Source organism: Halomonas sp. CSM-2 (genome assembly GCF_002119345.1).
GTDB lineage: Bacteria > Pseudomonadota > Gammaproteobacteria > Pseudomonadales > Halomonadaceae > Vreelandella > Vreelandella janggokensis.
Genome location: NZ_NBYR01000021.1, coordinates 44,615 through 65,551 on the forward strand (window position 1 = coordinate 44,615; position 20,937 = coordinate 65,551).

A 20,937-nucleotide genomic window follows, 5' to 3' on the forward strand; every position below is an offset into this window, starting at 1 on the left:
TCAGCGGTAGGGTCAGCGTTTGGGGGTACATGCATGCTCCTTACGTTACGTGACCAATGTGACAATTAAATGACAGATTCCGGCTACCATGCCCGCTGAGCCTCCAGATCGTCCAGGGGCAGGGGAACGAAACCCGACGCCCGGGTAATTTTCTGACCTTCAGTCGACATGATGAGATCCAGAAACGCCCGCTCGGCGGCAGGTAGCGATTCGTCAGGCGGCAGGTTGACGTAGATATACAGGTAGCGGGAAAGCGGATAGTCGCCGCTTTGAATGGCGGTTTCGCTGGGCGGCACGGCGTTACCCTGCGTAGTGGTCAGTGAGAGTGCCTTTACCGATGGCGTCAAGTGGTTATGACCAGAATAGCCCATTGCTCTATAGGACTCGCCCACGGCCGCGACGACCGCCGATGCGCCCATGTACTCGCTGATATCGGGGCGGAACTCACCGTCGCACAGCGCGCGTTGACGAAACAGGCCGTAGGTGCCCGAGGCCATATTCCGTCCGTGCAAGGCGATGCGACCGCTTGGCGCCGTCGCGTCCTGGGTCAATGTTTCCCAGCGAGTGATCGATTGTTCGCCACCACAGGCCTGGGTGGTCGAAAAAACCGCATCCACGTCCTGACGTGAGATCGCCGACAGAGGGTTGTGACGATGTACAATCACGATAAGCGCATCGCGTGCCACGCGCAGTTCCAGCGGTGGGTAGCCATAACGCTCGATAAAGGCGTTGCGTTCCTCGTGGGTCATGCGCCGGGACATGGGGCCGATGCGGGTAGTGCCCGCCAACAAAGCCGGTGGTGCGCTGGCAGAGCCGCTGGCTTGAAATTGCACGTTGATTTCCGGATATTGAGTGGTAAGCGCTTCGCCCCAGCGCAGCATCAATCCGGCCATGGTGTCGGACCCAACGGCGCCCAGGGTGCCGCTCACGGAAGGCTGCTGGGGCTGTGCCCAGCCAACAAGCGGCAAACTCAAGAGCAGCCAGGCCAGGCCCAGTGCCGCGCGATATTTCATGCGAAAAGCGAAACCGTTACTATTCAATCGGAAGCTCTCTTGTGATTAACTCGTTATTTATTGCAATGCAGCAAGGCGCGCCTCAGATGGCGACCTGATTTTCACAATAATAAACCGACAAAGCGACCGACACATGACACTGCTGGATACCGATTTGGACGATGTGCCTGCCCCCCAAGGGCAATTGACCCTCAAATTACTGGCTTCGCGCCAGGATACCAATGTTTACGGTGACATTTCCGGCGGATGGCTGGTGAACCAGATGGATCAGGCGGCCGAGCTGGCGGCTGGCCGTGAAGCCGGCGGGCGAACCGCCACCGTGGCCATTGAGGCAATGGATTTTTTAAGCCCGGTGCGGGTCGGGTCGATGGTGAGCGTGTACACCCAGCTTCAAGAGGTGGGGCATAGCTCGATGAAGATCGATGTGGAGGTGTGGGTACGTGCCCTACACGAACAGCATCTGGACGAGCGCCAAAAGGTGACCGAGGCACGCTTTGTGATGGTGGCGCTGGACGACAATGGCCGCATCCGCGCGGTGCATGACTAAACAGGCCCTATAGCGACTCTAGAAACATGACTCTAAACATCAAGGGCGCTTGAGTCAGCGCCCTTGATGCCTGTCTGCGATCTAAACGCCTATGAACCTACGTTATCACGGCTTTTCAAATAGGCGTATTCGCCAACATCGCTGAAGGGACGGACGATTTTCTGGAACGCCGAATAGGACTCATACACCCGGCGTGATGCTTCGTCGTCTTCGACCTGACGCTGGATGGCTTTCTGAGAGCTTTCATAGAGCGCCGCCATGACCTCCTCGGGGAAGGTGCGTAACTGTACATCGTGTTCGTCCACCAGGGCTTCCAGGGCCTGGGCGTTACGAAAGGCAAACTCGCTGTACATCGCCAGATTTGAGGCGCGTGCGGCTTCGGTGACGACGGCTTTCAGGTCGTCGGGCAGCGCGTTCCAGGCGTCGAGATTGATGGTGCCCTCAAGCGCGGCTGTTGGCTCATTCCACACCGAGGTGTAGTAGTAGTCCGCCACCTGATGCAGGCCGAAGGCCAGGTCGTTATAGGGGCCGACCCAGTCGGCGGCATCCAGTACGCCGGTTTGCAGCGAGGTGAAGATCTCCGACCCCGGCATGTTGACGGTGCTCACGCCGATGCCGTTCATGGCTTCACCAGCTAGTCCCGGCAAACGCAGCTTGAGGCCCTGCATATCGTCCAGCGAGTTGATCTCTTTCTTGAACCAGCCCGCCATTTGCGGCCCGGTATTGCCGACAGCAAAGGGCTTCAGGTTGTGCTGAGCGTAAATCTCATCCCACAGCGCCTGGCCATCACCGTGGTAAAGCCAGGCGTTCATTTCGGTGGTCGTCATGCCGAAGGGCACGGCCGTGAAAAACTGCGAAGCGGCGACTTTTCCACGCCAGTAATATGACGCCGAGTGGCCCATTTCCGCAGTGCCCGCCGCCACAGCATCGAAGACTTCAAGCGCAGGTACCAACTCGCCCGCGCCGTGGACGGTAATTGTCATGCGGCCGTTGGAAAGCTGCTCCACCCGACGGGCGAAGTCATTGGCACCGGTGCCAAGCGCAGGAAAGTTTTTCGGCCAGGAGGTGACCATGTCCCAGTTGTAAGTTTCGTTGGCGTGGGCCTGGGAGGTGGACACGAAAGGGGCGGCGGCGGCCCCTGCGACGCCAAGGCTGGCGGTTTTGAGAAAGTGACGGCGTTGCATGATGAGCAAGACTCCAAACGTAATGTTGCTATTTTTTATGGGGCGCACGGGCACCGATTCCGCCCGTCAGTATGCGTGAGGGCGAATTTTGCCCGCAAGTTTTCCGATCAATCGTCGCTGGCATCTTTCATGCGGTTGGCATGGCGAACCAGCCAGTAGCAGCCCCCAAGCGCCAGCACTGCCGCGGCCAGCGAGGCAATCTGCCAGGGATCGATGGTTTCCATGTCCAGCACCATGAACTTGCGCACCAGTGCCATGATCGCAATCAGCACGACAATCTCGACATGAATAAAGCCTTTGCCACTGGTCATCGTCCGTACAATGGAGTTGTTGAACTCCATGGCAATCAGCACGGTAAGAATCATGTCGAATAGCGCTTGAAACACGCGGTAGTCAAAGGGGTCACGGCTTTGAATGAATAACAGCTGGACTACGTGAATGACCAGGTAGTACATGGCAACCAGCACGGCCCCGGCGATGGCCAGGGTCAGTATCAACGAGATGATGCGTTCAAAACGGTGGTAGCCGCTCAAGGCTGACCAGCCGTTGCACACTTCGGGAAATAGGCGTTTCAAGCGTTGTTTCATAAGGTTCTCTGTGGGGCAGTCGGTGCGCGCACGCAAAGATGCGTCAGTAATGCGTCGCGAGTCGTTTAAAGCGGTGTCAGCTTGGCGAAACCTAACACCAGCCATTTAACACCCTCGCCTTCAAAGCTGACCTGGACCCGGGCGCGGGCGCCTTCACCTTCCGCGTTAAGGATTATCCCTTCACCGAAGACCGGGTGTTCTACCCCCTGGCCAACATGCAGGCTGGGCAGGTCGTCGCTGGCCTCGACACTTTGTTGTGCGAAGGACGTGCGCGAGGCGGTGACCGGGCGGGAAATATGTCCGCGGAGGCGCACTTCTTCGAGCAGGTGCGGCGGCAGTTCGCGCAGAAAGCGCGACGGGCGTGGAAACACCTCTTTGCCATGCAGGCGGCGGGTTTCGGCGTGGGTGAGGTAAAGTTTCTGCATCGCGCGGGTCACGCCGACGTAACACAGGCGACGTTCTTCCTCGAGCCTTCCCGGCTCCTCCAGTGACATCTTGTGGGGGAACAGGCCTTCTTCGACGCCCGCAATAAATACCACGGGGAATTCCAGGCCCTTCGCCGAGTGCAGCGTCATCAGCTGCACGCTGTCCTCGAACTCTTCGGCCTCGTGATCCCCGGCATTGAGGGCGGCTTCTGACAGGAACGCCTCCAGTGCCGCCATGCCTTCGCCGGCTTCCGGGGTTTCAAAGGCATCGCCGTGGGTGAAGGCCCGCGCGGCGTTGACCAGCTCCTCGAGGTTTTCCACCCGCGCCTGGCCTTTCTCGCCACGTTCGCTCTTGTGGTGTTCGATCAGGCCCGTGTGGGCGGTTACGTGGTCGATGATCTCGTGCAGTGGGAGCCCGGAGGCGTCGTTATCCAACTGCTCGATCAGGTTGGCAAAGGCCTGCACCGCGTTGCCCGCGCGGCCTTTCAGCGTGCTGTCGTGAATCGCGTCGTGCAGTGCCTGCCACAGCGGGATGTTTTGCTCGCGGGCTCGCAGGCGAACGATTTCCACCGTACGGGTGCCAATGCCCCGCGTCGGCACGTTGATCACCCTTTCCAGAGAAGCGTCGTCGTCGCGGTTGAGCAATAGTCGCAGGTAGGCCAGGGCGTTCTTGATTTCCAGCCGTTCGTAGAAGCGGTGGCCGCCGTAGATACGGTAGGGCATTCCCTGGCGGATCAACGTCTCTTCCAGCAGACGCGATTGCGCGTTGGAACGGTAGAGAATCGCCATATCGCGGCGGTTGAGGCCTTCATCGACTTTTTCCTTGATGGTGTCGACGATAAAGCGCGCTTCTTCGAGGTCGTTAAAACCTGCGTAGACGGATATAGGGTCACCCTCGACGCCGTCGGTCCACAGCTGTTTGCCCATGCGTTCGCTGTTGTGGCTGATCAAGGCGTTGGCCGCATCGAGAATCGCGCTGGTGGAGCGGTAGTTCTGCTCAAGGCGGACTGTGTGCGTCTGGGGGAACTCCTGCTCGAAACGGCGGATGTTTTCGACCTTGGCCCCGCGCCAGCCGTAGATCGACTGGTCGTCGTCGCCGACCACGGTCATGGGCGTCTGCATGCCGGTGAGCAGCTTCAGCCAGGCGTACTGGAGCGTGTTGGTGTCCTGAAATTCGTCGACCAACAGGTGGCCGAAGCGCTCGCGGTAATGGGCCAGCAGTGCGGGGTTGTCGCGCAGCAGTTCAAGGCTTCTGAGCAGGAGCTCGCCGAAATCGACCAGCCCGCCGCGTTCACAGGTCAACTGGTAGCGTTCGTAGAGCTCGACCATCTGCCCCATATAGGCATCGCCGTCCACGTTGACCTGATGCGGGCGTAGGCCTTCTTCCTTACAGCCGGAAATGAAATGCTGTACCTGGCGGGGTGGGTAGCGTTCGTCGTCGATGGAGTAGTCTTTCAGCAGGCGTTTTACAAGCCGTAGCTGGTCGTCGGCGTCAATGATCTGAAAGTGCTGTGGCAGCCGCGCATCCTGCCAGTGGGTGCGCAGAAGGCGATGGGAGATCGAGTGGAAGGTGCCCACCCAGACATGGCGCAACGACAGCCCCAGCAGCGCTTCCAGACGGGTGCGCATTTCTCGCGCGGCCTTGTTGGTAAAGGTCACGGCCAGCAGCGCATAGGGGGACAGGCCCTCGGCCTGCATCAGCCAGGCAATGCGGTGCACCAGCACGCGGGTTTTGCCCGAGCCGGCACCCGCCAGTACCAACAGATTGCCTTGAGGGGCGCTGACCGCTTCGCGCTGGTCGGAGTTAAGCTGATCGAGTATCGCCGTGACGTCGTCCATATAAGCCGCTGCCGGGTCGAAAAATGGGCCGTCAGTTTAGCACAGCCACAACGATAACTTGGCGTTCACGAGTCTTCCGGGAAACGCAGTGAGTTAAGGCTCTTCTTCACCGACTTGAGCTGCTCGGCGAGTTTCGGGCCACGGGTCTTGGCGACGCCCACCGCCAGCACGTCGACCAGTACCAGGTGGGCGATGCGCGAACTCATTGGCGTGTAGATTTCGGTGTCTTCGTGCACATCGATATACAGCGGCAGTGTCACCTCTTCTGCCAGCGGTGAGTCGCTGGGGCACAGGCCAATCACCGTTGCACCCGCCTCCCGGGCCAGGCGGACGCTGGCGACCAGCGCCTTGGTGCGCCCGGTTTGCGAAATCGCTACTACCACATCGCCTTCCTTTAGCGTCACCGCGGACATGTTCTGCATGTGGGGGTCGGCATAGGCGGAGGTGGAAATCTGCAAACGAAAAAACTTGTGCTGGGCGTCGAAAGCCACGGCCCCTGACGCGCCGAAACCGTAAAACTCGACCCGATTGGCCATCGCCAGGGCATTGACTGCGCGGCCCAGGGCATCGTTATCCAGGCGATCCCGTACCGATAGCAAGGTGCCCACCGTCGAATCGAAAATGCTGTGCGAGAACTCGGCGACGGAATCGCTATCGTTCATCGAGAACTGGGCAAACTGGCTGCCGGTGGCCAGCATCTGGGCGAGCTGGAGTTTAAAGTCCTGGAAGCCATTGCAGCCCAGAGCGCGGCAGAAGCGCACCACGGTGGGCTCGCTGACCTTTGCCTCGGTGGCAAGGTCGACGATCCGCATATGGATGACTTCCTCGGGATTGCGCAGTACAAACCGCGCCACTTTCTGCTCGGAGCGGCGAAAGTGCTCCATGCGGCGTCTCATTTCATCGAACAGGGCGCGACTCACGTTTAGCTCCTTAAAATAAAGCCGAGTAGCTCACTATATGGGCAAGCAAAGCATGCGGCCACCGTTGGGGTGACGTTAGACGGTTCTTTTTTCTAAGTGGTCATCATTTTGTCAAGTAGGTTATAGTAAAAACTGAAGTGCCGCACTGCATCATCTATCAGTCGTCACGGATGCAGGTGGACGTAGGCATATTCACCTGGAGGAACGTCGATCATGCGTAATGTCGAACGCATCACCTCGGTCAAGAGCGAATTGCTCGATATCTTCATGAGCATGGAAGTGGATGAACATGTCCAGCGTCGGCGTAGTGCCGCGCAACGCAACCTACGAGCACGGCGGGGAATCGAACTGCATCGGGAATTTCAAGCGTTATCGCGGGATATTGCTCCCTTACCGGACGAAGACGAACGGCAAGAGAGCGAACTGCACTGAGAAGCTAATTTCACCAGGAGAGGTGCTCAACGGCGATGCTTGACGTGAGTCTCGCCGTATAAAGCACGGTCATGGGCGTTTGGCTCTGCTAAGCGCAGAGCCAACTTGACCCGACTTAAAGGATACCCGCGAGGAACACCACAATAACGCCAATCGGCGCGATAAAGCGCGCGATGATGTTCCACACGCTGAGCCCTGTGCCGGACAGCGCCAGCTCCTGCTCGACGCTCTTGCGATCCAGGCACCACGCGACAAACACGACGGCACCGAGGCCGGTGAGCGGCAGCAGAATCTTCGCGGTGAAGGTGTCAAGCAAGTCGAAGATATTCAGCCCGAAGAACAAGACATCCGACCACAGGTTGAACGACAGCAGCGCTGCGACACCCAATAGCCAAACCACAATACCGCTGACCAGCGTCGCGGGGACCCGTGACAGCGAGGTGCGTTCTTCAAGCATCTCCACAGTGGGTTCGAGCAACGAAATTGCCGAGGTCAGCGCGGCAAAGGTCAGCAACAGGAAGAACATCAGCCCCAGAATGACACCGCCGGTCATGTTGCCGAACGCAATAGGCAGGGTAACGAAGATCAGCCCCGGCCCTTCGCCAGCGCTCAAGCCATTGGCAAACACGATGGGGAAAATGGCCAAACCGGCCAGCAACGCAATGGCGGTATCAATAATGATGACCGTGCGCGCTGTGCTCAGCAGGTTGACGTCTTCGCCCAGGTAGGAGCCGTAGGCCATCATGATGCCCATGCCCAACGACAGCGTGAAGAACGCCTGGCCCATGGCGGCCAGCACCACACCGCCATTCAACGCACTCCAGTCCGGGCTGAACATGAACGCCAGGGTTTCGCCGAAGTGGCCGGTGGTCATCCCATAACCCACCAGAATCAGCATTAAAATGACCAGCGCGGGCATCAGCGAGCGCACGGCGCTCTCAAGCCCTTTGGTCACGCCGCGGGCCACGATGCCGATGACCAGCAGCATAAAGGCGCTGTGCCAGAGCAGTAGCGTGCCGGGGCTGGCCAGCATGCCATTAAAGATCGCGCCAATGCTGTCGGCATTCTGACCGCTGAAGGTGCCAATCACTGAACTCAGCGTATAGTTGAGCGACCAGCCGCCAATCACGCTATAGAACGACAGGATCAGGAAGCCTGCCAGGACACCGCTGATACCCACCAGTGCCCATCCCTTGGACTTGCCGCTTTGGCTGGCCAATTCTTTCATGCTGTCGATGGGATTTTTCTGCCCGCGTCGGCCGATCATCCACTCGGAAAGTAGAATGGGCACGCCGACCAATGCCACGCAGGCAAGGTAGACCAGCACGAAGGCCGCACCACCGCTTTCGCCGACCAGATATGAGAAGCGCCAAATATTACCCAGGCCTACTGCCGAGCCGGCGGCTGCCAGCACAAAGGCCATTTTCGATGACCACTGTGCATGTGCAAGTTTTGCCATACATCACCTGTTGATTAATTGATTGTAATAAGTCGTTGTCGGCGCGTTGCACCGTTATTCGAAAAAGGACTGACAGAAGATTGCCAGCGTCGTTTTTCGAAAGTATGCGCAATTTATCCGATCAGTGACCTGCATGCCAGTCAGCACCGCTAAAAAACCAGGTTAAAACAGTTGGCTCTGCTTTTCATTGGCAAACGGACCAAGCGGCGGTAGTGCCGTCATATTTTGAAGGTCGTTATAGAACATGCGGGCGAGCATCGGGGACTCCCGATTATCCGCGGTATGCACAAATAAGAAAGGGGTTTTCCCCTGATTTATCCACAGGGCTAGGCGTGACTTCCAGGCACTGAAATAGTCAATATTAATGGCTTTGTCAACATGGCCAATAAAGCGAATGACAGGATGATTCGCTGTTGAAAGCACGTGTAATGGGAGTTTCGGCTTTTCTTGCTGGGCGTGGGCCAGGCCTGGGTGGTCATTTGCCGGGGTCGAGAACAGCGGGCGCACATCGAGCATCACACGGTTTGCCCGATAAGTTATCAACAACCGGTTAAGGGCCTTCTCGGCCGCGCCCTTGTGGAAAAAGTCATGGTGACGCACTTCAACCGCGCAGGGTAAATGCGTGGGCCAGCCTGCCAGCAAGGTTTCCAACCGGGGGAGTTCATCAGGGCCAAAATCGCGAGGCAACTGGACCATGGTGGGCCCCAATCGGTGGTGAAGTGGGGCGAGGGCATCTAAAAAGGCCCAGGCCTCGTCCAGGCGTGTCAGGCGCTGGTCGTGAGTAACGCTTGCAGGGAGTTTGAAGCAAAAACGGAAATGGGCAGGCGCCTGGCGTGCCCAGCCCGCGACTGTTTCCGGTTTCGGCGCACCGCTGTAAAACGTGGTATTGCCCTCGACGCTGGAAAACACCGCCGCATAATCGCTGAGCAGGTCGGTTTTGGCGTAACGCGGATAGAGCGTGCCCGACCAATCCTGATTGGACCACATGGGCAAGCCGATATAGAGCGGGCACGTCATGGCGTGGCGTTAACCTCAAGAAATATGGCCATTAATGTAACAGCCGGACAAGTGACGCTGCCAATGCTAGTTGGAGCGCCTGGCAGGTGCGGGTGGTATTTTGATGAAGCTAAGGGAAGAAAATATGCAATTGTCGGCGTAACAGGCGCGTTACTATCTATCCAGGCTTTATGATCAAGGAGCGCACGATGAGCGCAGCGCACGTCAGCAGCGATGATATTCGCGACCAATTTTCCAAGGCCATGTCGGCCATGTACCAGCAGGAAGTGCCTCAATACAGTGCCCTGCTGTCGTTGGTCGCGGCGGTTAATGAAGAGGTGCTGGCGGCGTCGCCGGCGCTGCGTGAGACGCTCGCCGCCAATAATGCTCTGGAGCGCCTTGACGTGGAGCGTCACGGGGCGATTCGCGTCGGCACGCCCGAGGAGCTCGCGCTGCTGCGGCGCATGTTCGCGGTGATGGGCATGCTGCCCGTCGGCTACTACGATCTGGCACCTGCCGGCGTGCCGGTTCACTCCACGGCGTTCCGCCCGGTCGACGATGCAGCGCTGTCGCGCAATCCCTTTCGGATTTTCACGTCGCTGCTGCGCCTGGAACTGATCGAGGATACCGAGCTGCGTCAGCAGGCTCGCGAGATTCTGGATGCACGGCGTATCGTGACCCCGCAGGCCGAGGCGTTGATTGAAACCTTCGAGCGCCAGGGCGGGCTGACTGCCGATCAGGCGGCGCAGTTTGTCGATCAGGCGCTGGAAACATTTCGCTGGCACGACCAGGCCACGGTCGACCTGGTCACCTATCAGCGCCTGCAGCAGGAGCACCGCCTGATTGCCGATGTAGTTTGCTTCAAGGGGCCGCATATCAACCACCTGACCCCGCGCACCCTGGACATCGATGAAGTGCAGCGGCGCATGCCACAGGTAGGCATCGACCCCAAGGCGATTATCGAAGGGCCACCGCGCCGTCGGTGCCCTATTCTGCTGCGCCAGACCAGCTTCAAGGCGCTGGAAGAGCCGATTGCGTTTGCCGATGCCGCTCAGGGGCATCACACCGCACGCTTTGGCGAAATCGAGCAGCGCGGTATTGCGCTGACGCATAAAGGACGGGCACTGTATGACCGCTTGCTGGGCGAAGCAAAAAGCGCGACGGTAGCGGATAACGATGCTCATCAAGCCCGTTTATCGGCGGTGTTTGCAGCCTTCCCGGATGATGAGGCCACCCTGCGCCGCGAAGGCTTGGCATTTTTTCACTACCACGCCGCGCCGGGCGCGAAGGTGCCTGAATCTAAACACGCAGGCGTCGTGGAAGCGTTACTGGAGCAGGGCGTGTTAACGACCACCCCAATGATTTACGAGGATTTTCTGCCGGTCAGCGCGGCGGGCATTTTTCAGTCGAACCTGGGTGACAAAAGGCATGGTGGCTACGCCCGCGATGCCAACCAGCGACAGTTCGAGCAGGCGCTGGGCGTTCCGGTGATCGATGAAGTCGCGCTCTACGCACAACGTCAGCAGGCATCGCTTGAGCAGGCACTTGCGCAATTGCGTTGAGCGGGAGACAGTATGTCGCTAAAAGAGGATATTAATGAATGAGCCAGCCAAAAGTTACGGTGCTTCATGGGCCGAACCTAAATCTATTAGGGGCGCGTGAACCAGAAGTTTATGGGTACGAGACACTGGATGATGTGAATAACGCGCTGCGTGAAAAAGCGCGCATCGCCGGCTGGGCTATTAACTGTTTTCAGAGCAATCACGAAGGCGAGCTGATCGACGCCATTCATGCGGCTCGTCTGGATGAAACGCTGGCCATCATCATCAACCCTGCGGCCTATACGCATACCTCTGTCGCTATCCTGGATGCGCTTAATGCTTTCGAAGGCAAGGTGATCGAGGTGCATATTTCAAATGTCCACAAGCGAGAAAGCTTCCGCCATCACTCCTATGTATCGTTGCGGGCAGACGGGGTGATTGCGGGGCTTGGGACGCAGGGATACCAAGCGGCGCTAAAGGCAATTCTTGCCACCTAATTATAGATTAAATGTGCCTTGACCAAGCTATTAATGCAACAGGGAGCGGATTTGATAACTTTTTCGCTGCAGTACCGGCAGGTAGTCGCGCAGCAGAGTTTCCAGTTCCACGCGTGCGGCGTTGGTGCTGACATTTATGGCGCCCAGCAGTTCGCAGTTCGCATCGAAGGTAGGTGCCGCCATGGAGCGCGCGCCCTGTCATCTCTTGGTCTGAAATGGCATAGCCTTGTTGATCGTTTACCTGAAGTCATTCGAGTTGCAAAAAATACGGACGATATTATTTTTTCATTTGGCAAAGTCGCTGCATCACAGAATCGACACAATGTCTAAAGCAGTCAATTTCTCTAAATTTTGAGATATAACACTACGAGAGTCGCAACTGGCAAGGCTCTATCATCTCGCCAGCTCCTTCATTTTTGCGTATGGCTTCTTAGTTGCTGAACGGCTACGTTGCCGGGACTAGTTTAGGAAACTGGATCTACCCTATCCAAAGTACAACGATCACAGGATCGTACGAAGCACTTAGCGACGATTGAGTAGCTCCATCACAACGCTATGTAAGGGGTCCTGCATAACATCGATAGTGTTTTTTGTTAAAAAATATGTTTAAAATCAATCGATTAACGATGCCGTGGTTCCAGCTCGTTTTTAATATTAAGTGCAACCTCTTTCAGCCTCGGACCTAAATTGTTAACGAGTCTTGAATGGTCAAGGCGTACACTGGCACCACCGCAGTTAATTGCCATCACTTCACCACCATTTTCTAAAATTAAAGGCATGGCTACGGCACTAATATCTCGCTGCCAATCTTGTTCCGAAAGACAAAAACCATACTCTGCATAGTCTTTCATGCTTTTATCGATACCGGCTTTATATCGGGGCCACTCTGAACCATAAAATGCTTCCAGCTCAAGTAATACCTGCTGGCACCGTTCGCTAGAAAGACCACATAACCATGCGCGGCCAATGGCGGAAGTGGCGATAGGTAATCGTGAACCGATATCCAGACGAATAACTAGTGGTCCATGGCCGTGGCAGGTTTCCAAGTACACCATATCATTTCGATCAGCACTGCCTAGGCTTACATTACAGTCAGTGGCATCGGCTAGTTTCTGCAGATGGGGACGAGCAATTTCACGAATTCCCATATTAGCAAGATATCGATATCCCAAAGCGAGTATGCCGGGGCCGAGGCGGTATTTTTCTAGGTGGGTATTATGCTGCAAGTAGCCCAATTGCGTAAGCGTGTACGTTAACCGTGACACAGTGGGACGAGGAACCCCGGTTCTGTTGGAGAGCTCTGCATTCCCTAAATATTCTTCGCCATTGCCAAAGGCACGTAATAATTCCAACCCTCGAGCGAGAGCGGTGACAAAATTTCGATCCTTACTTGGAAGTGATCCTTCGTCAGCGATGTCGTTAGGTTCCATCAAGCGTCTCGATTATTTAATAAACAATAGAGCAAGTATCGCATATTTACTTCAGTACGATACAAGCCCTCATTAACGCTTTGGTAACTCTTTAATAGCCTGCCGCGCACGCATATTAGAAAGTCGCATGTGCGACGAACGTTGCTTATTGATCTAGGCGCTCAATCACCGTCGCGATACCCTGACCAACCCCAATGCACATAGTAACCAGCGCATAGCGGCCACCACTGGCTTCAAGTTGGCGTAGGGCCGTCAGCGCCAAGCGTGCGCCGGAGGCCCCTAAGGGGTGGCCGATGGCAATCGCGCCGCCATTAACGTTTAAACGCGAGTCGTCAGAGGAAAGCCCCAACTGCTGCACGCAGCCGAGAACCTGCACTGCAAACGCTTCATTAATTTCGATCACGTCCATTTGTTCAAGGGTCAGTCCTGCACGCGCAAGCGCCTTTTGCGAAGCGGGTACCGGGCCCAAGCCCATCACTCGTGGTGCAACCCCGGCTACGGCACTCGCCACGATTCGAGCACGCGGCGTTAGCCCCACACGCTCACCGGCAGCCTGGGTGCCGACAATCATTGCAGCGGCGCCGTCGTTAAGGCCTGAGGCGTTGCCAGCGGTCACCACGCCACCTTCAAACAGTGTACCTAGCTTGGCAAGCTTATCTTCAGTGCTTTGTGGGCGTGGATGCTCGTCTTTATCCACTAGCAGTGGCGGCTGTTTGCGCCCTTGAGGAACCTCAACGCCAAATATTTCGCCGTCGTAGAAACCGGCGGCAAGCGATTTCGCATAACGCGCCTGGGAGCGAGCGGCAAACGCATCGCTGGCATCACGGCCAATGTTGAGGTCGTGGGCGATGTTATCGGCGGTTTCCGGCATGCTATGGCTGCCGTACTCCTTGGCAATCCAGGGGTTGGGAAAGCGTGAGCCGATCACCGTATCGTACATCGGCTGATTACGGGCGAACGGAGAGTCCGCTTTGCCAAGTACGTAGGGTGCACGGGACATCGATTCTACGCCACCGGCTAAAAACAGCTCGCCTTCGCCCAACCGTGCTGCACGGGCGGCGTCCATCATCGCTGCCAAGCCACTGCCGCAGAGACGGTTGACGGTTTGCCCGGCGACTTCAATGGGAAGGCCAGCGAGTAGCGCCCCGTGGCGGGCCACGTTACGAGAGTCCTCGCCTGCCTGGTTGGTACAGCCTGCCAGCACCTCTTCGTAACTCTCTGGCGCGAAAGGGTTGCGGGCTACCAACGTTTTGAGGGTCAGGCCCAGCAGTTCATCAGGCCGAATGGCCGCCAAGTTGCCGCCGTGGCGACCAAAGGGGGTACGGATGCCGTCGTAAATATAGGCGTCTTGCATGATGGTGCTCCTTGTTATTGGTGTAGACGTTAAGCGGTGGTTAGCGATACTTGTAGCGCGGCGCGGCGGCGCAGCCACGGGCTGGGGCGATAACGGGGGTCGCCGGTGGCCTCAAGCAAGTTATTGAGTATCGTCATAATGCGTGAAGCGCCGTAGTGGTCGCCCATGCCCAAGGGGCCAAACGGGTAGCCCAGGCCAAGCTCAACCGCACGGTCGATAGTCGCGGGTTCAGCGACGCCCTGCTGGGCAATATCGGCGCCGACATTAACGATGCAGGCAGTAATACGCTGAAGAACAAAACCGTTGCTGTCCTGGAGGGTGCTCACCGCCGTGCCGTCTTGATTGAGAAGGCTCTGTGCTGCTTGAATAAACGTGTCTTGGGTCAGCGGTGTCGTCATTAGGCTGCGGCGGTTATCGAGCCCCGCGAGCATATCCACGGCCACGCACTGTTGGGCGTCTAATCTCTGGCGCAGTGCGCAGCTGGTGGCGTCTTCGCCAAAGGGGGTCAGCAGGCAGAGCGCTTGTTCAGTGGGCTGCGGGCCGGTTTCTAATGGCCAGCCCGCCGTGTTGACCAGCTCAGCGAGAGCAGAGGCACTTTCGTGATCGTCTTGGCTAATCCACACAGGTCTTGGCGGCACAGCAGCAATGGCAGGCTCATCCGACATTTGCTGCCTACCTTCTATATAGCGGTAGAACCCTTCACCGGTTTTGCGCCCCAGCAAGCCCGCGGCCAAACGTTGCCGCGTTAACGGTGAAGGGCGAAAGCGAGGCTCTTCATAATATTGGTGATACACCGATTCCATCACCGCATGGGAAACATCGAGCCCGGTCAGATCAAGCAGGGTAAAGGGGCCCATCCTGAATCCACCCTGATCAACCATAATACGATCGATGGTCGCCGGGTCAGTCACGCTTTCCCCTAAAATACGTAACGCTTCGGTGCCGAAGGCACGCCCGGCGTGGTTGACCAGGAATCCCGGCGTATCGGTCGCCTGAGCGGTGAAGTGGCCCATGGCATCGCCCAGGGCATTCACCTGCTGGGTCACCTCTTCGGCGGTACGTAGGCCAGGGATGACCTCGGCAATTTTCATCAGCGGTACGGGGTTAAAGAAGTGAAAGCCGATAACCCGCTCCGGGTGCTGGCAGGCGGCGGCAATCGCTGTGACAGATAGCGATGATGTATTGGTCGCTAATACCGCTTGTTGGCTGATGATGTCTTCTAAGTCGCTGAACAGACCCTGCTTGGCCTCTAGCTTCTCAACAATCGCTTCGACGATTATGTCGCAAGGGGCCAGCGCGGCGAGCTCGCTTGCTTCGATCAACCGTTCACTGTACTGCTGAGCCTGGTCCTCACTAATGCGCTGCTTTTCGGCGCTTCTCTGCCATAGGCCATTAATAAAGGTTTTAGCTTCTTGTACGGCACCCTCTTTAACGTCGAACAGCATGACGTCTAGACCTGCCTGAGCAGCCAACTGCGCGATGCCACGCCCCATAGCGCCGGTGCCGACGATACCAAGCGTGTTAAAAGGGGAAGGTGTTGATTCGCTAGCCATGCGCTAAGTCCTCTCTGCAAATGGGTGCTATTTGGTGTTTTGATTCTGCATTGCAAAATAGAATTCCAATTATTGACTGTCATCCTAGGCTATGCAAAAGTGCCTGACAAGAATAGTGGACTATGGTTTTGCTATGCAGAACATGCGTACTGTCCACGCCCAGCGCTAACACTAATCATAAAAACCGTTGCCACCAGGAGCCGTCATGATCCGAGATCCCGAATTAATCAATCAGCTTGTCGATACCATCGGCCGTTTTGTCCGTGAGCGCCTAATTCCCAATGAGGCGAGACTGGCAGAAGATGATGCTGTGCCGCCGGAAATTCTATCGGAAATGAAAGAGATGGGGCTTTTTGGGCTATCGATTCCTGAAGAGTACGGCGGACTGGGGTTGACGATGGAAGAGGAGGCGTTGGTGGCGATGGAGATTGGCAAAACGTCGCCCGCCTTTCGCTCGGTATTTGGCACCAACAACGGTATTGGAGCCCAAGGTATTTTGATTGACGGCACCGACGAGCAGAAAGCTAAATATGTGCCGCGTTTGGCAACGGGGGAGATCCTCAGCTCGTTCTGTTTGACCGAGCCCGATTCAGGCTCCGATGCGGCCAGCCTGCGGACGACAGCGGTGCGCGACGGTGATCACTATATTTTGAATGGCACCAAACGCTATATCACCAACGGCCCCGAAGCTGATCTTTTTACCGTTATGGCGCGCACTGATCCTAATAATAAAGGCGCAGGTGGTATATCAGCATTTATTGTCGAAGGCGATACCCCGGGTTTAGTGCGCGGCCCGGCAGATAACAAGATGGGCCAGAAGGGTGCCCACACCTGCGATATTATTTTCGATAACTGCCGGGTACCCGCCGAAAACATTATTGGTGGTAAAGAGGGGCAGGGCTTTAAAACCGCCATGAAGGTGCTGGATCGCGGGCGGTTGCACATTTCTGCGGTCTGCGTAGGCGTGGCTGAGCGCTTGGTCGAAGAGTCATTGCGCTACACCATGGAACGCAAACAGTTTGGTGCTGCCCTTGCCGAACACCAATTGATTCAAGCCATGCTGGCAGATAGTAAAACCGAAGCCTATGCAGGCAAGACCATGGTGATGGATGCCGCGCGCCGTAAAGATGATAACGAAAACGTTTCGACGCTGGCCTCCTGCTGCAAACTGTTCTGCGCTGAGATGGTAGGGCGAGTGGCCGATCGCGCGGTGCAAGTTCACGGCGGCGCGGGCTATATGTCTGAGTACGCCGTTGAGCGCTTCTACCGTGATGTGCGGCTATTCCGCATTTACGAAGGCACGACCCAAATTCAGCAAATCGTGATTGCCCGGAATATGGTGCGGGAGGCGTCCTAATGGCTTTGTCGGTACCTTACCAAGCACCGGACGAGAATATTTTTGGGCGCCTCGCCAGCGAGCTGGTGGCTGAGCTTCCCGAACGACTCAGCACCCGCGTGCTTGAAAATGCTCAGCGCCTTGGCGATCGACCCGCTATTGTGGATGGCAACATACGCTTGAGCTATGCAGAGCTGGGTGAAGAAATACACGCCGCCTGTGATTGGTTAAGTGCTCTGGATATTCGCCCAGGCGACCGGATTATGACGGTAAGCGAAAACTGCCGCGCCCTGGTCGTGCTGCTGCTCGCCGCCAGCGAGATGAATGTCTGGGTGGCGATTGTGAATTCGCGTTTGTCTGCCCAGGAAGTCGATCTGATTCAGGGCAACTGCCTGCCTCGGCGAGTGTTCTACACTTGCGATGCATCACCAGAGGCGTGCCAGCACGCCGAGCGCCACGCCGCCGACCGCTACCAGCACCCTCAGTTGGGTGGGTTGGCGATTTCACCGCTTTACGACAGTGAGCCCGAGCCGGTCTACGCAAGTGGTGCCGAGCAGGTGGCAGCAATGATCTACACCTCGGGCACCACAGGCACGCCTAAAGGCGTCATGCTGACCCATCGCGGCATTCTATATATTGCCTCGATCTCCGGTGGTATGCGCCATTTAAGTGAAGGGCAGCGAGTATATGGCGTACTGCCCATGTCTCATGTGTTTGGTCTCTCTTCTGTGTGCATGGGATCGCTGTATAACGGTGCCTGCCTGTATACCGTGCCGCGTTTTGATGCCGCGCATATGTTAGATACGCTAAAGCAGGAGCGTATTACCGTGCTCCAGGGCGTGCCCGCTATGTATGCCCGGGCGTTAGAGTTCTTGAAACGCGAGCAGCGCACCCTGGAAGCGCCTGAGCTGATTTACATGTCTGCGGGTGGTTCGCCGTTAGACAGCGATACCAAAGTGCGTGTGGAAGCAGCCTTTGGCCTGACGCTACACAATGGCTACGGATTAACCGAGGCGAGTCCCACCATCAGCCAAACCCGTATTAATGATCGCCATGCCAACAGCACCGTTGGCCGCGTGCTCCCCCTGCTGGAGTATCGTCTGGAGCCTCTGAGCGATAGTGGCACTTCCGAGCAGCCTGGCGAAGAAGTGGGTGAACTGTGGGTGCGCGGCCCTAACATAATGAAAGGCTACTTCCGCCAACCGGAAGCTACCCGTGCCACCCTGACCGAAGATGGTTGGCTCAATACCGGCGACATTGCCAAGCTCGATCACGATGATCAACTGTATATCGTTGGACGTAGCAAAGAGCTGATAATCCGCTCGGGCTTCAACATCTACCCACCTGACGTGGAAGCGGTGATCAACGAGCACCCGGCAGTCACGCTAACCGCTGTGGTAGGGCGCCAGATCGCCGGAAACGAAGAGGTAGTGGCATTTGTGCAATGCGAGCCGGGCGTTGAGGTAGATCTGGCGGAGCTTAAAACGTTTATTGCTGAGCGACTGGCGCCTTACAAGCGACCCACTCAAATTGTTTTAATGGATACGCTGCCTTCCACCGCCAGTGGCAAAATTCTCAAGGGGCGGCTGCGTGACTTGGCGCAGCAGGAGAGCGCCTCATGAGCCAGCCGGATACTTCGCAACACGCACTGATGGGCTATCACGAACTGCTGGGTATGCAGGTGGTTGAATGGCACCAAGATCGCACCGTGGTTGAACTCACCATTGAGCCCAAGCACCTGAACCGCAGTGGCAATGTGCACGGTGGCGTGCTGACCTCGATGCTGGATAGTGCCCTGAGTCTGGCAGGCCTGCACTGTGAGGTGCCGGGCAATATTCGCCGGGGGATGACGCTGTCTCTGACGACCACGTTTGTGGGTCCCGCCCGGCAGGGTGTGCTGCGGGCAACGGGAATCCTGCGCGGTGGTGGGCAAAAAACCTATATGACCAGCGGTGAAATCACCGACGAAAAGGGCAATCTAGTGGCGATGGGTCAGGGGTCGTTTCGTCGTCGCAGCGGCAGTGAATCGCCTGAAGGACTTCCCGAGGATGCTTCTGAGTGAGCCTAGCCCGCCTACGGGTTTCTCTTTTACTGCTAGTGACCCTGGCAACGCTATTTCATTTGGTGATCGGCAGCCTGTTTGCACAGGCCTTTGGCGTTGCCGCGCTGCTGTTCTATTTAGCGACGCTTGGCGGCCAGCTAACCCGAATGGCCAAAGGGTTATTGCTGGCCGCAGGGTTACTGTCTTTACTTGCGCTATGGCGTTCGCCGAACCCTGGCCCGCTGCTGTTTGAGGCCAGCGGGCGTTTTGCTTTTTTTGCCACCTTTGTGGTGGCGCTGAGTATGCTGCGCTTACCTGCCTATCGTTCCCGTTTGGTGCGCCGCAGCGGGCAGAGCATGCTGCTTCAACCGCCCAGCCGCCGTTACCCGATTTTGTCATCAGGCTCGGCGCTGTTTGGCATTATTCTCAATATCGGCGTGCTTAATCTGTTCGCTGCCATGATCGAAAAGAGCAACACGCTAGGTGCCGCTCAAGGCCGTGCTTGGGTGCGTGAGGCGCGCCAGCGGCGGATGATGCTGGCGCTACTGCGTGGTTTTTCCCTGGCGCCGCTGATTTCGCCCATGGGCATTGGGGTGGCGGTGGTGCTATCGAGCCTGCCCCAAGTTACCTGGCTTGAGCTAGCACCGTATATTTTGGGCGCCGCAGCGCTGATTTTTCTAGCGGGTTGGGCGGTGGATTACCTAACGGGGCCGCATCCGCCTGCCAATAAAACCCAGGCAACTATCCCTTCGTTACGCCCGCTGGCGCAGTTTAGTGTGTTGCTTATCGGTATTGTTGCGCTGGTGTTTAGTATTGCGTGGCTCTTAGAGCTTCGCTTACCGATTGCCGCGCTGTTGGGGGGGCCTACTGGGGCACTTCTATGGCTTGCCTGGCAGCGGCGTAGGCTAGGTTATTTTGGGCTGCCCGCTGCTGTAAGCGCTGTGCATCGCCAGTTACCATGGCTGCTGTCTCCCAGCGCAAATGAAATTGTGGTGTTGGGGGCGGCGGGTTATTTAGGGCACTTATGCGTTGGGCTAGTCGATACTCAGCAGTTGGCACCGCTATTAACGGTGTTAAACCAGTTGGGCACCTTTAATGCTGTGCTTGCCATGCTAATGGTCGTTGGGCTTGCCCAGATAGGCGTTAATCCTATTGTGACGGTAACGCTGCTGGTGGGGTTGTTGCCACAGTTAGGCATTGAGGGGCTAACCCCTGCGCTGATAGGGGCATCGCTGATGGTAGGTTGGGCGCTGGCGCTAATGTCGTCGCCGATGACGGCATCAATGTTGATCCTATCGCGATTTACCGGCGTACCCGCCACTAAGATTGGCTACCGCTGGAACGGTCGCTTTTTGGTAACCTCGATTCCGCTGTTAGCAGCATGGTTTCTCTGGTCTCCTTTTTAAGAGAGTGCCAGCACAAGGAAGCGCTTGACCTTTGTTCGGCGTTTTTTTAATGTAAATTTTATAAAGTGAAATAATATTTTGCTATGCGGAATTAATTGAATTGATTAGCTAAGCATTTGGAGCCCGTCTTATGAAAATTCTCGCCGCGGTGAAACGCGTCATCGACTACAACGTCAAAATTCGTGTCAAAGCAGACCACTCTGACGTCGATCTTACCAACGTCAAAATGGCCATGAACCCTTTCTGCGAAATTGCCGTGGAAGAAGCCGTGCGTCTGAAAGAGAAGGGCGTTGCGACGGAAGTGGTCGCCGTGACGGTGGGCCCCAAGGCCGCCCAGGAGCAACTGCGCACCGCGCTGGCGCTGGGCGGCCTTGGGG

At 56.9% G+C, this 20,937-nt stretch carries 20 protein-coding genes; 9 read left to right on the plus strand and 11 right to left on the minus strand.

The window, feature by feature from the left end:
• Positions 1–83 precede the first annotated feature (83 nt).
• Positions 84–1,013, minus strand: a complete 930-nt coding sequence (locus B7L15_RS16550; RefSeq protein ID WP_085920048.1) for a PstS family phosphate ABC transporter substrate-binding protein — start codon at positions 1,011–1,013, stop codon at positions 84–86.
• Between the two features lie 133 nt (positions 1,014–1,146).
• Here B7L15_RS16550 and B7L15_RS16555 point away from each other — a divergent pair, with 133 nt between their 5' ends.
• Complete coding sequence (locus B7L15_RS16555; RefSeq protein ID WP_085920031.1) at positions 1,147–1,560, plus strand: acyl-CoA thioesterase; 414 nt, start codon at positions 1,147–1,149, stop codon at positions 1,558–1,560.
• A gap of 89 nt (positions 1,561–1,649) precedes the next feature.
• On the opposite strand, the gene B7L15_RS16560 is transcribed toward B7L15_RS16555, so the two are convergent.
• The 4 genes from B7L15_RS16560 to hexR form a co-directional block, all read right to left on the minus strand.
• Positions 1,650–2,744, minus strand: coding sequence for a TRAP transporter substrate-binding protein (locus tag B7L15_RS16560; protein ID WP_085920032.1), 1,095 nt, complete (start codon positions 2,742–2,744; stop codon positions 1,650–1,652).
• Between the two features lie 107 nt (positions 2,745–2,851).
• On the minus strand, positions 2,852–3,331 hold the full coding sequence (locus tag B7L15_RS16565; RefSeq protein WP_066316467.1) for a phosphate-starvation-inducible PsiE family protein: 480 nt from the start codon (positions 3,329–3,331) through the stop codon (positions 2,852–2,854).
• Positions 3,332–3,396: 65 nt separating this feature from the next.
• On the minus strand, positions 3,397–5,595 hold the full coding sequence (gene uvrD, locus B7L15_RS16570; protein ID WP_085920033.1) for a DNA helicase II: 2,199 nt from the start codon (positions 5,593–5,595) through the stop codon (positions 3,397–3,399).
• A 65-nt stretch (positions 5,596–5,660) separates the two neighbouring features.
• Positions 5,661–6,515, minus strand: a complete 855-nt coding sequence (gene hexR, locus B7L15_RS16575) for a transcriptional regulator HexR (protein ID WP_066316464.1) — start codon at positions 6,513–6,515, stop codon at positions 5,661–5,663.
• 213 nt (positions 6,516–6,728) lie between these two features.
• On the opposite strand from hexR, the gene B7L15_RS16580 reads away from it, so the two are divergent.
• Positions 6,729–6,947: a PA3496 family putative envelope integrity protein gene (locus B7L15_RS16580; RefSeq protein WP_085920034.1), complete on the plus strand. Its 219-nt coding sequence runs from the start codon at positions 6,729–6,731 to the stop codon at positions 6,945–6,947.
• A 115-nt stretch (positions 6,948–7,062) separates the two neighbouring features.
• Here the strand turns inward: B7L15_RS16580 and B7L15_RS16585 are convergent, their stop codons facing one another.
• A complete protein-coding gene (locus tag B7L15_RS16585) occupies positions 7,063–8,406 on the minus strand; it encodes a sodium-dependent transporter (protein ID WP_085920035.1) in 1,344 nt (447 codons plus the stop codon).
• A gap of 162 nt (positions 8,407–8,568) precedes the next feature.
• Positions 8,569–9,423 (minus strand): DUF72 domain-containing protein, encoded by an 855-nt coding sequence (locus B7L15_RS16590; protein WP_085920036.1) that lies wholly within the window; start codon positions 9,421–9,423, stop codon positions 8,569–8,571.
• 188 nt (positions 9,424–9,611) lie between these two features.
• Here B7L15_RS16590 and hglS point away from each other — a divergent pair, with 188 nt between their 5' ends.
• Both hglS and aroQ read left to right on the plus strand, forming a co-directional pair.
• Complete coding sequence (gene hglS, locus B7L15_RS16595; protein ID WP_085920037.1) at positions 9,612–10,964, plus strand: 2-oxoadipate dioxygenase/decarboxylase HglS; 1,353 nt, start codon at positions 9,612–9,614, stop codon at positions 10,962–10,964.
• 38 nt (positions 10,965–11,002) lie between these two features.
• Positions 11,003–11,440 (plus strand): type II 3-dehydroquinate dehydratase, encoded by a 438-nt coding sequence (aroQ, locus tag B7L15_RS16600; RefSeq protein WP_085920038.1) that lies wholly within the window; start codon positions 11,003–11,005, stop codon positions 11,438–11,440.
• Between the two features lie 30 nt (positions 11,441–11,470).
• Here the strand turns inward: aroQ and B7L15_RS16605 are convergent, their stop codons facing one another.
• The 4 genes from B7L15_RS16605 to B7L15_RS16620 all read right to left on the minus strand — a co-directional run bounded on the left by B7L15_RS16605 (position 11,471) and on the right by B7L15_RS16620 (position 15,777).
• The gene (locus tag B7L15_RS16605) at positions 11,471–11,623 is read right to left on the minus strand and encodes an IclR family transcriptional regulator C-terminal domain-containing protein (RefSeq protein ID WP_254902968.1); all 153 of its coding nucleotides are present in this window, start codon (positions 11,621–11,623) and stop codon (positions 11,471–11,473) included.
• A 437-nt stretch (positions 11,624–12,060) separates the two neighbouring features.
• Complete coding sequence (locus B7L15_RS16610) at positions 12,061–12,870, minus strand: IclR family transcriptional regulator (protein WP_085920039.1); 810 nt, start codon at positions 12,868–12,870, stop codon at positions 12,061–12,063.
• A gap of 145 nt (positions 12,871–13,015) precedes the next feature.
• On the minus strand, positions 13,016–14,224 hold the full coding sequence (locus B7L15_RS16615; protein WP_085920040.1) for a 3-oxoadipyl-CoA thiolase: 1,209 nt from the start codon (positions 14,222–14,224) through the stop codon (positions 13,016–13,018).
• Positions 14,225–14,253: 29 nt separating this feature from the next.
• Positions 14,254–15,777, minus strand: coding sequence for a 3-hydroxyacyl-CoA dehydrogenase (locus tag B7L15_RS16620; RefSeq protein ID WP_085920041.1), 1,524 nt, complete (start codon positions 15,775–15,777; stop codon positions 14,254–14,256).
• Positions 15,778–15,982: 205 nt separating this feature from the next.
• Here B7L15_RS16620 and B7L15_RS16625 point away from each other — a divergent pair, with 205 nt between their 5' ends.
• From B7L15_RS16625 to B7L15_RS16645, 5 genes are all read left to right on the plus strand, one after another.
• On the plus strand, positions 15,983–17,134 hold the full coding sequence (locus tag B7L15_RS16625) for an acyl-CoA dehydrogenase family protein (RefSeq protein ID WP_085920042.1): 1,152 nt from the start codon (positions 15,983–15,985) through the stop codon (positions 17,132–17,134).
• Positions 17,134–18,735, plus strand: coding sequence for a class I adenylate-forming enzyme family protein (locus B7L15_RS16630; protein ID WP_085920043.1), 1,602 nt, complete (start codon positions 17,134–17,136; stop codon positions 18,733–18,735). Before B7L15_RS16625 ends, B7L15_RS16630 begins: the two co-directional genes overlap by 1 nt.
• Entirely contained in the window at positions 18,732–19,175 is a 444-nt protein-coding gene (locus B7L15_RS16635; RefSeq protein ID WP_085920044.1) for a PaaI family thioesterase, read from the plus strand. Before B7L15_RS16630 ends, B7L15_RS16635 begins: the two co-directional genes overlap by 4 nt.
• Positions 19,172–20,560, plus strand: coding sequence for a hypothetical protein (locus tag B7L15_RS16640; protein ID WP_085920045.1), 1,389 nt, complete (start codon positions 19,172–19,174; stop codon positions 20,558–20,560). The genes B7L15_RS16635 and B7L15_RS16640 overlap by 4 nt, the downstream gene beginning before the upstream one ends.
• A 130-nt stretch (positions 20,561–20,690) precedes the next feature.
• The coding region (locus B7L15_RS16645) for an electron transfer flavoprotein subunit beta/FixA family protein (RefSeq protein ID WP_441316956.1) at positions 20,691–20,937 on the plus strand (247 nt) is incomplete at its 3' end.

What these genes read in the sequence shown, in the direction of transcription:
- B7L15_RS16555 (WP_085920031.1), top strand. Translation starts at nt 1,147, where the DNA reads ATGACACTGCTGGATACCGATTTGGACGATGTGCCTGCCCCCCAAGGG.
- B7L15_RS16635 (WP_085920044.1), top strand. Translation starts at nt 18,732, where the DNA reads ATGAGCCAGCCGGATACTTCGCAACACGCACTGATGGGCTATCACGAA.
- B7L15_RS16610 (WP_085920039.1), bottom strand. Translation starts at nt 12,870, where the DNA reads ATGGAACCTAACGACATCGCTGACGAAGGATCACTTCCAAGTAAGGAT.
- B7L15_RS16585 (WP_085920035.1), bottom strand. Translation starts at nt 8,406, where the DNA reads ATGGCAAAACTTGCACATGCACAGTGGTCATCGAAAATGGCCTTTGTG.
- B7L15_RS16565 (WP_066316467.1), bottom strand. Translation starts at nt 3,331, where the DNA reads ATGAAACAACGCTTGAAACGCCTATTTCCCGAAGTGTGCAACGGCTGG.
- B7L15_RS16615 (WP_085920040.1), bottom strand. Translation starts at nt 14,224, where the DNA reads ATGCAAGACGCCTATATTTACGACGGCATCCGTACCCCCTTTGGTCGC.
- hglS (WP_085920037.1), top strand. Translation starts at nt 9,612, where the DNA reads ATGAGCGCAGCGCACGTCAGCAGCGATGATATTCGCGACCAATTTTCC.
- B7L15_RS16605 (WP_254902968.1), bottom strand. Translation starts at nt 11,623, where the DNA reads ATGGCGGCACCTACCTTCGATGCGAACTGCGAACTGCTGGGCGCCATA.
- aroQ (WP_085920038.1), top strand. Translation starts at nt 11,003, where the DNA reads ATGAGCCAGCCAAAAGTTACGGTGCTTCATGGGCCGAACCTAAATCTA.
- B7L15_RS16560 (WP_085920032.1), bottom strand. Translation starts at nt 2,744, where the DNA reads ATGCAACGCCGTCACTTTCTCAAAACCGCCAGCCTTGGCGTCGCAGGG.
- B7L15_RS16580 (WP_085920034.1), top strand. Translation starts at nt 6,729, where the DNA reads ATGCGTAATGTCGAACGCATCACCTCGGTCAAGAGCGAATTGCTCGAT.
- uvrD (WP_085920033.1), bottom strand. Translation starts at nt 5,595, where the DNA reads ATGGACGACGTCACGGCGATACTCGATCAGCTTAACTCCGACCAGCGC.
- B7L15_RS16620 (WP_085920041.1), bottom strand. Translation starts at nt 15,777, where the DNA reads ATGGCTAGCGAATCAACACCTTCCCCTTTTAACACGCTTGGTATCGTC.
- B7L15_RS16550 (WP_085920048.1), bottom strand. Translation starts at nt 1,013, where the DNA reads ATGAAATATCGCGCGGCACTGGGCCTGGCCTGGCTGCTCTTGAGTTTG.
- B7L15_RS16630 (WP_085920043.1), top strand. Translation starts at nt 17,134, where the DNA reads ATGGCTTTGTCGGTACCTTACCAAGCACCGGACGAGAATATTTTTGGG.
- B7L15_RS16590 (WP_085920036.1), bottom strand. Translation starts at nt 9,423, where the DNA reads ATGACGTGCCCGCTCTATATCGGCTTGCCCATGTGGTCCAATCAGGAT.
- B7L15_RS16625 (WP_085920042.1), top strand. Translation starts at nt 15,983, where the DNA reads ATGATCCGAGATCCCGAATTAATCAATCAGCTTGTCGATACCATCGGC.